This window comes from Streptomyces ipomoeae 91-03, assembly GCF_000317595.1.
GTDB classification, from domain to species: Bacteria; Actinomycetota; Actinomycetes; order Streptomycetales; family Streptomycetaceae; genus Streptomyces; species Streptomyces ipomoeae.
Window position 1 is genome coordinate 58,870 of the sequence record NZ_AEJC01000629.1, and the last position, 10,441, is coordinate 69,310.

Sequence of the window (10,441 nt, forward strand, 5' to 3'; positions counted from 1 at the left end):
GTGGCTGTGGACGGCCGGTGGACAGCCCGCGGACAGCCCGTCCTGCGCGGTCTTGCGGGTTCCGGGCGCCCAGCCGTCAACGGCAGGCGACTGTCGTATCGCCCGTACGTTCCCGAAGCGCGTTTTTCGGACGATCTTGAGAGGCCTCAGTCCTTCTCCAGTCCCTCCGCCAGCACCTCCGCCAGATGCCGTCCCCTCCTCCCCGCCAGCTGCTCCAGCTGTGTCCGGCACGAGAAGCCGTCCGCCAGGATCAGCGCGTCGTCGGGGGCTTCGCGGACCGACGGGAGGAGTTGGTCCTCTGCGCAGGCCACGGAGACGTCGTAGTGGCCCTTCTCGAAGCCGAAGTTGCCGGCCAGGCCGCAGCAGCCGCCGCTGAGGTCGCCCGTGAGGCCGGCGGCGGCGCGGAGTCGGCGGTCGGGGGCGTCGCCGAGTATCGCGTGCTGGTGGCAGTGGGTCTGGCCGACGACGGGGCGGTCGAGGGCCGGGGGCGTCCAGTTGGGCGCGTAGCGTTCAAGGGCCTCGGCGAACGTGACCACCGAGTCGGCCAGTTGTCGTGCTCTGGGGTCGTCGGGGAGGAGTTCCGGGAGGTCCGTACGGAGGGTGGCGGCGCAGCTCGGTTCCAGGACGACGATGGGGATGGGGGGCGGGGCGAGGTCCGGGTCCTCGGCCGGCATGCGGTGCGGGACGGGGTCGAGGAACACGTCCAGCAGGTCGAGCGTGCGGCGCAGGACCGCTCGGGCGCGGTCGAGCTGGCCCGTCGAGATGTACGTCAGGCCGCAGCAGACCCGGCCCTGGCGGAGCGTGAACAGGGTCCGGGTCAGCTTCCACTGGGTCAGGGTGACCTCCTCGCCCGCCTCCCTCTTCTTCAGCCAGGCCGGTTTCCTCCGCATCCGCAGGGTGGGCGGGACGATGACGTGCATCCCGGCGGCTTCCAGTACGCGTAGGGCCGCCCGGCCGACGGAGGGTGAGAGGTACTCCGTGAAGGTGTCGGTCCAGAGCACGACCACCTCCGGGGGCTCATGGGCCTCGTCGCCCTCGTTCTCCTCGTCGCCCTCGCCCGGGAAGCCCGCCTCCGCCAGGGCGTCGGCCGTCTCATCGGGGCGGAGCGGGCGGCCCTCGAAGATCCGCTCCTCACCGATCAGCTCTTCATGTCGGCCACTCCTCAACGGACCTCTTGCGCATCCACCGCCCGTACCACCGCGTGAACGGCACCGGCGCCGGCCTCGGCAGCTCCCGTTCCTCCGCGATCCCGCCCAGCCGCTTCGCCGGCCGTGCCAAAGGACGCACCCCGGCAAGGAAGTTGACCAACCCCGCCGTACGCGTACGGGCGACCAGGCGGAGCCACACCGGCAGCCACCCCATCGCGTAGTGGGCCGCCGGGCGGCGACGGCCGGCGTAGTGGTGGTGGAGGAACTCCGCCTTGTACGTGGCCATGTCGACGCCGACCGGGCAGTCGGAGCGGCAGCCCTTGCAGGACAGACAGAGGTCGAGGGCGTCGCGTACCTCGGGCGAGCGCCAGCCGTCCGTCACCACCTCTCCCGCCAGCATCTCGTGCAGCAGCCGGGCCCGGCCTCGCGTGGAGTGCTCCTCCTCCCCCGTCGCCCGGAACGAGGGGCACATCACGGCCCCGGACGCCGGACTCACCTCGGTCGTACGGCACTTGGCCACGCCCACGCACCGCCGTACCGCCGCCGAGAAGTCGCCGCCGTCCTCCGGGTACCCGAACACCACCGGCACCGGGGGCTCGCCACGCGGCAGCACCGCGAAGCGGAGGTTGGAGTCCAGCGGGGCGGGGCGTACGAGCATGCCGGGGTTGAGGAGGTCGTCGGGGTCCCAGACCGCCTTCACCTGCTCGAACAGCCCGACCATCGCGGCACCGTACATCTTCGGCAGCAGCTCGGCCCGTGCCTGTCCGTCGCCGTGTTCGCCGGAGAGCGAACCGCCGTGGGAAACGACCAGCTCCGCCAGTTCCTCCGAGAAACGGCGGAAGCGGGCGATGCCCGGGCCGGTCAGCAGGTCGAAGTCGATGCGGACGTGGATGCAGCCGTCGCCGAAGTGGCCGTAGGGCGTGCCGCGCAGGTCGTGTTCGCGGAGGAGGGTCCGGAAGTCGCGCAGGTACGCGCCCAGTCGGGTGGGCGGCACCGCGCAGTCCTCCCAGCCGGGCCAGGCCTCGCTGCCGTCCGGCATACGGGTCGCCGTACCGCTCGCGTCCTCCCGGATCCGCCACAGCGCGCGCTGCGCGGCGGCGTCCGTCACCACCAGCGAATCCACCAGGGAGCCGCCCGGGCCCGCCGCCCGCACCATCGCCTCGGCGTTCGCCCGCGCCTCGCCCGGCGTATCCCCACCCGTCTCCACGAACAGCCAGGCCCCGCCTCTCGGCAACCCCGCCGACCCCGGCGGTACGAGGTCCGCCGCCATCCCCTCCACCGTCAGTGGGCCGTACGGCAGCAGCTCCGGTGCCGCCTCGGCCGCCGCGCTCTCATCGGCGTACGCCAGGACGGCCAGGGCACGGGCGCGGGGTGCCTCGACGAGTCGTACGACCGCCTCCGTGAGGATCCCCAGCGTGCCCTCGGAGCCGCAGAACGCGCGGGCCACGTCCGCGCCCTTCTCGGGGAGCAGGGCATCGAGGGCGTAGCCGGAGATACGGCGGGGGAGGTCGGGGAAGCCGGTGCGCAGGCGGGCCAACTCCCGTGCCACCAGCGGGCGGAGGCCGTCCGGCGCGCCCGCCCAGCCCTGGCCCGGTCTCAGCCGCTCACCCCTGCCGCTGAGCACCGACAGCTCGCGCACGCTGTCGGCGGTGGTGCCCCAGGCGACCGAGTGGGAGCCGCAGGAGTTGTTGCCGATCATGCCGCCGAGGGTGCAGCGGCTGTGGGTGGACGGGGCGGGGCCGAAGCGGAGGCCGTGCGGGGCGGCGGCCTCCTGGAGGCGGTCCAGGACGAGGCCCGGCTGGACGACCGCCGTACGGGCCTCGGGGTCGAGCGACATCAGTCGGTTCATGTGCCGGGTGAAGTCCAGCACCACGCCCGTACCCGTGGCCTGCCCGGCGATCGACGTGCCGCCGCCGCGCGCCACGACCGGCACGCCCTGCTCCCCGCACACCGACAGCACGGCCGCCACGTCGTCCGCGTCCCTGGGCGCGACCACACCGAGCGGTACACGCCGGTAGTTGGACGCGTCCATCGTCATCAGCGCCCGCGCGGTCGTGTCGAAGGCGACCTCGCCACGCACGGCAGCCTCCAGCGCGGCCCGCAGCGCACGCGCGTCCACGCCCCCGGCCCTCGTCCTGCCCCCGAATTCCGTCATGCCCCCAGGATGCCCCCGACCACTGACAGTGACCATCCCGTGACGCCTCGACGGAGGTGGTGGCGGTCACCGGGTACGTTGGCCGGATTCCGGGGAGCTAACGGGAAACCAGCCAACCCCAGTCATGAACTCCCATATAGTGACGGCCAATTGAGCACCATGCGGCGCTTCTCGTTCAGCGGCCGACCATCAGCAGCCGACCACGTTGGCGAGTACGGAGTTCAGGAACGGACTGAGTCACCAAGTACAGAGTTCAGAACCGTCACCGATACGGCGTTCGGAACCGACCGAGGACAACAGCCCATGACCGCGCCCAACCCCCCGCACTCACCACGCGAACGCCCGGCCCTGCGCTCCCTCCTGCCCGCGCCCCTGCTCACGGCCGTGCTCGGCGCGCTCGCGGTCGGCGGGGCGGTCGCGCTGGCTCCGGAGTCCGTACGGCTGCCGCTGGCGGGCGGCGCGGGCGCGGCCGTACTGCTACTCACCGTCACCGTCACGGCCGCCGTCCACGCCCGGTCGTCGGCGCGATTGTTGCGCCGGCGCCTCGATGCCGTGGCCCGGGACGCCGGGCTGCTGCTCCAGGAACGGGCGCGGATGACGGAGGAGTTCGGGCGTGAACGGGGCCGGCTGACCGAGGAGTTCGTGCAGGAGCGGGCGCGGATCGCGGCGGAGTACGCGCGGGAACGGGCCCGCATGACCGCCGAGTTCGAACGCGAGCGCGAGCGGCTGGCCGAGGAGCGGTCCCGGGAGGCCGGGGAACAGGCCCAGGCGACGGAAGAGGCCGAGCGGGAGAAGGCCCGTCTCGTCGAACGCGCCCGGCAGGCCGAGGCCGACCGCACCGCCGCGCTCGCCGTCACCGCCAACGTGGCCGGACGGATGCAGGCCCTCGCCACCGGCACCCTCGCCGATCTGCGCGCCATGGAGGAACGTCACGCCGACGAGGACGTCCTCGCCGACCTCCTCCACATCGACCACCGCACCGCCCAGGCGGGCCGTCTCGCCGACTCCGTCGCCGTGCTCGCGGGCGCGCGCTCGGGCCGCCGCTGGGCGCGGCCGATCCCGATGGAGTCGATCCTGCGTGGTGCGATGGGCCGCATCGGCGCGTACCGCCGGGTCCGGCTGCACTCCTCCAGCGAGTCCGCCGTCGCCGGGCACGCCGCCGAGGGCGTGATGCACGCGCTCGCCGAACTCCTCGACAACGCGGCCAACTTCTCGCCGCCGACCGCAGAGGTCCACGTCTACGTCGAGGAGGTGCCGGCCGGGGTCATCGTCTCCGTCGAGGACGCGGGGCTGGTCATGAGCGACGTCCAGCTGCGCCGCGCCGAGCGCGCCGTCTCCGGCGAGGGCGCCGCCGACATCACCGGCCTCAGCGGCACCCGCCTCGGCCTCGCCGTCGTCGGCCGCCTCGCCCGCAAACACGGCCTGAAGGTCTCCTTCCGCCCGTCCGCCCGCGGCGGTACGGGAGTGCTGATGCTCATTCCGCAGGACATCCTGGCGGGGGCGGTGCCGGGGAGTGGCGTACCGGCGGGTGGAGTGCCTGCGGGGACGGTGGATGTGGATGGGGTCGGCAGGGTCACTGCGGCCGAGGAGGCGGTCGGGGCCACTGCGGCCGAGAATGGGGTCGGGGCCACTGCGGCCGAAGGGTTGTACGGCGCCGCCCGCGCGCCCCACGACCTGGACGCGGGAGCCACGGGTACGTCGTACGCCGCCGCACGCGCCTCTCACGACCCGGATACGGCCACGTCGTACGCCGCCGCCCGCGCCCCCTACGACCCGGATACGGCCACGTCGTACGCCGCCGCCCGCGCCCCCTACGACCTGAACGCCGAGCCGACGCCCACCCACGAGTCGCCGGCCGACTCCTCCACCGGCCGCGGCGTCCCGACCACCGCCGGGGAGGCCGTGCCCCCCGCCGCCGACCCCCTCCCCCGGCGCCGCCGCGGCCACTCCCTCGCCGAGGCCACGGGCCGCGACCGCGCCCAGACCTCCGCCGCCCGCCCCGACCGCGACTCCCGCCCCGTCGACGACGCCAGCAGCGGCGCCGTCCGCTTCAGCAGCTTCCGGCGCGCGGTACGGGGCACCAGCGGCCTCGACCAGGCGTTCTTCCAGGGGACGGCTTCGGGGGACGACGGTTCTACGTCTACGGGGTCCACGGACTTCACGGGGGTGGAGGCGACGACGGAGACGGCGGGGACGACGGGCGAGATCGTGCGGGAGCGGGAGGCGGTGACGTTTACGTCCACGCCCACGTCTGCGTCTTCCTCCGAGGAGGCCGTACGGCAGCCCGCGCTGGAGCCGATACGGGAGCCCGAGTGGGGTGCCGTACGGGAAGCCCGGTGGGAGGCCGAACCTGTGCGGGGCGCGGAGTGGGAGGCCGACCCCGTGCGGGAACCTGAGCAGGAGCCCGGCCCCGTACAGGAGACGAACTGGGAGCCCGAACCGGTACGGGGAACCCGGTGGGCGCTCGATCCCGTACGGGAGCTCACCTGGGAACCCGCCCGGGAGACGCACCCCGAGCCGACCGACGGCACGGCATCGACGCAGGCCACGCCCTCGTCGTACCCGTCGTACACCTCGTACTCGTCGCACTCCTCGCCGTCCGTGTATCCCGCGTCGTCGTCCGCGTACTCCTCGTACTACGCCGCGTACGCCTCGTACGGGAACCCGGAACAGGCTTCCGTCCCTTCCCCGGAGGTGGAGACGGACGCCGGCGGAGGGACGGACGTGGGCGCGGACGCGGCGACGGATCTGCCGTCGGGTTCGGCCCTGGGCCTGCCCTCGAACGCGGCCCTGGGCCTGCCCCCGAGCTCGGCCTCGTACCCGAACCCGTCGGACCCGGCCCTGGACCAACACACGCATACGCACCCCCACCTGGAAGGCGACACCACCCCATGACCGGCACCGGCACCACCGCCGACGACAGGCTCACCTGGCTCATGGAGGGTTTGCTGGAGCGCACTCCGGGCGCCCGGCACGCGCTCGTGCTCTCCCGGGACGGCCTGAAGCTGTGCCGTACGCCCGAGCTGTCCGTGGACCAGGCCGACCAGCTCGCCGCGATCGCCGCCGGCATCCAGTCGCTGTCGCACGGGGCGTCGGTGCAGTTCGGGGACGGCAGCGGAGGTGTGCGGTCGGCGATCGCGGAGTTCTACGGCGGGGTCCTGTTCATCGTGGAGGCCGGAGAGGGCGCGCATCTGGCCGTCGTCACGGACGAGGAGGCGGACGCCGGGCTCGTCGGACACAACATGAGCGAGCTGGTGGAGCAACTGGGCGAACACCTGAGCGCGGGCCCGCGCAGGGAGCCGGGCATGGCCTCGTACACGACGACGACCACGACCACCATGACCGCCGTAGCCGGCGACGCGACCACGGCCATGGGGTCCCGTACGTCATGAGCCGGCCCGGCAGGGACGATCTGCCCGACCGGCTGTACACCCTCACCGGGGGACGCAGCCGGTCGGCGCCGGGAACGCCGTTCGACCTGGTGACCCTGGTCGTCGCGGAGAGCGATCCGGTGCCGGGTATGCAGTCGGAGCACGCGGCGATCCTGCGGCTGGCGATACGGCCGACGGCGGTGGTCGAGATCGCCGCCCAGCTGCGGCTGCCGGTGAGCATCACCAAGATCCTCCTCTCCGACCTCCTCGCCGCGGGCCGGGTGAGCGTCCGCCATCCGAACCAGGCCACGCTGATCGACCTCGACATCCTTGAGCAGGTATTAGTTGGACTTCGCAACCTCTGACGACGGGCCTCACCGGCCGGGTGGGCCGGATGGGTCCGGTGGACCGAACGAGCCCAATGGGCCTAGTGGAACGGACGAGGCCGACGGCTCCGGCTGGCGCGGCTGGACCGACGGGACGGATAGGACGGACGGGACGGACGAGCCGCATCAGCCTGACCGGCCGGGCGAGCCGAGCGGATCGGGCGAGGCCGGCACGACAGGCGAGAACGGCGGCTCCGGCTGGCGCGGTTGGACGGGCGGGACCGACGGGACCTACGGGACGGATGAGGCCGACACTTCCGGCTGGCGGAGGTGGTCGAGTGGGGCTGACGCGGTCGACGACGCCGACGACTCCGACGAGGACGGTGGGACCGGCTGGTCCAGTTGGCCGGGCCGGCCGGGTCACCCGGGGAGGCCGTACGAGAACGGTCGGCTCAGCCGGCACGGCTGGCCGAGTGGGACGGACGACAACGACGGGGCAGGCGAGTCGGGCTGGTGGGCCGGGACGGACGACACCGGCGGGACCACCCTTCCCGGCCCCATGCCCGCCCCCGCCCCGGAACCCGCCCCCGCCCCGGAACCCGCTCCCGCACCATCCCCGGACCCCGGTCCCGCACCATCCCCTGGCACAGGCCTCTCGCTGGACCCCGAGCCCACCCCCGGCCCTATGCCCATGCCCATGCCCGCACCCGCTCCCTCTCCCCCCAGCCCCACCCCCGTCCCGCTCGCAGGCACCCTCTCCTCCTCCGAACCATTCGACCTGTACCGGCAGTTGCGGCGGGAGCACGGGGAGGTGGTGCCGGTGGTGCTCGACGGGGGCGTGCCGGCGTGGCTGGTGTTGGGGTATCGGGAGTTGCACCAGGTGACGAGCGACCCGGTGCTGTTCAGCAGGAACCCTGAGTTGTGGAACCAGTGGCCGAACATCCCCGCGGACTGGCCGTTGCTGCCGGTGATCAGCCGGGTGCAGCCGTCGATCCTCGGTACGGTCGGCGAGCGGCACCGGGCGCGCGCGGCGCTGGTCGGCGAGGCGCTGGAGGCGGTGGACCCGTTCGAACTGCGCGGCCACGTGGAACGTTTCGCGGACGAGCTGATCGACGCGGTGTGCGGGACGGGGGAGGCCGACCTGATCACCCAGTACGCGGCGCTGCTGCCCGTCCGGGTACTGGCGATGCTCCTCGGTTTCCCCGAGGAACGCGGACCGGGGCTCGTCACCACGCTGAACGACATCCTCGACGGCGGCGACCGGGCGATGCCGGCCGAGGCGCAGCTGACGGCGGCGATGACACGACTGGTGGCCGAGCGCCGCCAGCGGCCGGCGGACGACGTGGTGTCCCGGCTGCTGTCGAACACGGCCGGCTTCACGGTCGAGGAGGTCACCCACGATCTGATGGTGATCCTGGCGGCGGGCCACCAGCCGACAACGGACTGGATCGGCAACTCACTGCGCCTGATGCTGACGGACGACCGTTTCGCGGCCTCGCTCTTCGGCGGTCGCAGCAGCGTGGCCGAGGCCATGAACGAGGTGCTGTGGGAGGACGCCCCCATCCAGAACGCGGCCGGCCGCTGGACGACCCGCGACACCCACCTCGGCGGCCGGGCCCTGCGCGCCGGCGATCTCGTACTCCTCGGGCTGCAGGGCGCCAACTCCGACCCCCGGGTCCGTACCGACGGCTCCGCCCTGACCGGCGGCAACAACGCCCACTTCTCCTTCGGCCACGGCGAACACCGCTGCCCGTTCCCGGCGCGGGAGATCGCCGAGGTCATCGCCCGCACGGGCATCGAGGTCGTACTGGACCGGCTCCCGGACCTCGACCTGGCGGTCCCGGCGAGGACGCTCACACGACGGTCGTCACCCTGGCTGCGGGGGTTGCTGGAACTGCCGGTCCGCTTCTCACCGACGCCGGCCGTGGGCGGCCGGTGACACCCGCTCCCGGCCTCGGCGGCTGATCCCGGCGAAGCCGACGGAATGGTGGGGCATGGGGCCGTGCGGTTCCGCCGGGAGGCACCCCGTGGCGGCGCGGGGCGCCCGCCGCCGACATGCGCCGCTTCTGGGACCGGATGAGCGACCGGGCCCGCGACACCGACTCCGACGACAGGGGGACGGAGCGGACTCACCCCCACGAGTGAGACTCGTCGCCGGGCTCGGCGGCGGCAGGGCATCCGAGCCGGGGCCGTGGGCGGTCGCCTCCTCCGTCTCATCCGACGGACGACGTTTCGCCCACGTTTCGCGGAGCGGATAGTCTCGCCTCCGTGGCTGATATCCAGATCCCCGCTGACATCAAGCCCGCCGACGGTCGTTTCGGCGCGGGCCCCTCCAAGGTGCGGACGGAGGCGCTGGACGCCCTGGCCGCGACCGGCACCTCCCTGCTCGGCACCTCCCACCGTCAGGCCCCGGTGAAGAACCTGGTCGGCCAGGTACGCGAGGGAATCCGCGAGCTCTTCTCCCTCCCCGAGGGCTACGAGGTCATCCTCGGCAACGGCGGCTCGACGGCCTTCTGGGACATCGCGACCCACGGCCTGATCGAGAACAAGAGCCAGCACCTCACGTTCGGCGAGTTCAGCTCGAAGTTCGCGAAGGCCTCGAAGCTGGCCCCCTGGCTGGCCGAGCCCACGGTCATCTCGTCCGACCCGGGCACGCACCCGGAGCCGCGGGCCGAGGCGGGTGTCGACGTCTACGCCTTCACGCACAACGAGACGTCCACCGGTGTCGCCGCTCCGCTCAAGCGCGTGGCGGGCGCCGACGAGGGCGCCCTCGTCCTGGTCGACGCCACCTCCGGCGCCGGCGGCCTCCCGGTCGACATCACCGAGACGGACGTCTACTACTTCGCCCCGCAGAAGTCCTTCGCGTCGGACGGCGGCCTCTGGATCGGCGTCTTCTCCCCGGCCGCCATCGAGCGCGCCGAGCGCGTCCACGCGTCGGGCCGCCACATCCCGGAGTTCTTCTCGCTCCCCACGGCGATCGACAACTCCCGCAAGAACCAGACGTACAACACCCCGGCCCTCGCGACCCTCTTCCTGCTGAACCAGCAGCTGGAGTGGATCAACGGCCAGGGCGGCCTCGCCTGGTCCACGGCCCGTACGAAGGACTCCTCGACCCGCCTCTACACCTGGGCGGAGGAGTCCAAGCACGCCACCCCGTTCGTCACGGACCCCGCCAAGCGCTCCCAGGTCATCGGCACGATCGACTTCTCCGACGACATCGACGCCGCGGCCATCGCCAAGACCCTCCGCGCCAACGGCATCGTCGACACCGAGCCCTACCGCAAGCTGGGCCGCAACCAGCTCCGCGTAGCCATGTTCCCGGCCATCGACCCGGCGGACGTCGAGGCCCTGACGAAGTGCATCGACTACGTGATCGAGAAGCTCTGATCACTGACGCACGCCGCTAAGGCATACGCGGCTGAAGCAGTACGCCGCTGAAGG

At 72.9% G+C, this 10,441-nt stretch carries 5 protein-coding genes and 1 pseudogene; 5 read left to right on the plus strand and 1 reads right to left on the minus strand.

The window, feature by feature from the left end; translation table 11 throughout:
• Positions 1-146: 146 nt before the first annotated feature.
• A pseudogene (locus tag STRIP9103_RS47885) lies at positions 147-3,303 on the minus strand (FAD-binding and (Fe-S)-binding domain-containing protein).
• Positions 3,304-3,606: 303 nt separating this feature from the next.
• Here STRIP9103_RS47885 and STRIP9103_RS53280 point away from each other — a divergent pair.
• The 5 genes from STRIP9103_RS53280 to serC all read left to right on the plus strand — a co-directional run bounded on the left by STRIP9103_RS53280 (position 3,607) and on the right by serC (position 10,387).
• Positions 3,607-6,198 (plus strand): ATP-binding protein, encoded by a 2,592-nt coding sequence (locus STRIP9103_RS53280; RefSeq protein WP_078614224.1) that lies wholly within the window; start codon positions 3,607-3,609, stop codon positions 6,196-6,198.
• Positions 6,195-6,695: a roadblock/LC7 domain-containing protein gene (locus tag STRIP9103_RS41380; RefSeq protein ID WP_009338861.1), complete on the plus strand. Its 501-nt coding sequence runs from the start codon at positions 6,195-6,197 to the stop codon at positions 6,693-6,695. Before STRIP9103_RS53280 ends, STRIP9103_RS41380 begins: the two co-directional genes overlap by 4 nt.
• Entirely contained in the window at positions 6,692-7,039 is a 348-nt protein-coding gene (locus STRIP9103_RS41385; protein ID WP_009338877.1) for a DUF742 domain-containing protein, read from the plus strand. The genes STRIP9103_RS41380 and STRIP9103_RS41385 overlap by 4 nt, the downstream gene beginning before the upstream one ends.
• Before the next feature lie 652 nt (positions 7,040-7,691).
• Positions 7,692-8,939, plus strand: coding sequence for a cytochrome P450 (locus STRIP9103_RS41390; protein ID WP_048821974.1), 1,248 nt, complete (start codon positions 7,692-7,694; stop codon positions 8,937-8,939).
• 329 nt (positions 8,940-9,268) lie between these two features.
• Entirely contained in the window at positions 9,269-10,387 is a 1,119-nt protein-coding gene (serC, locus tag STRIP9103_RS41395; RefSeq protein WP_009338883.1) for a phosphoserine transaminase, read from the plus strand.
• The last annotated feature ends 54 nt before the right edge of the window (positions 10,388-10,441 follow it).

Excerpts from the sequence above, each read along its gene's own strand:
- STRIP9103_RS53280 (WP_078614224.1), top strand. The coding sequence starts at position 3,607 with ATGACCGCGCCCAACCCCCCGCACTCACCACGCGAACGCCCGGCCCTG.
- STRIP9103_RS41380 (WP_009338861.1), top strand. The coding sequence starts at position 6,195 with ATGACCGGCACCGGCACCACCGCCGACGACAGGCTCACCTGGCTCATG.
- STRIP9103_RS41385 (WP_009338877.1), top strand. The coding sequence starts at position 6,692 with ATGAGCCGGCCCGGCAGGGACGATCTGCCCGACCGGCTGTACACCCTC.
- STRIP9103_RS41390 (WP_048821974.1), top strand. The coding sequence starts at position 7,692 with ATGCCCATGCCCGCACCCGCTCCCTCTCCCCCCAGCCCCACCCCCGTC.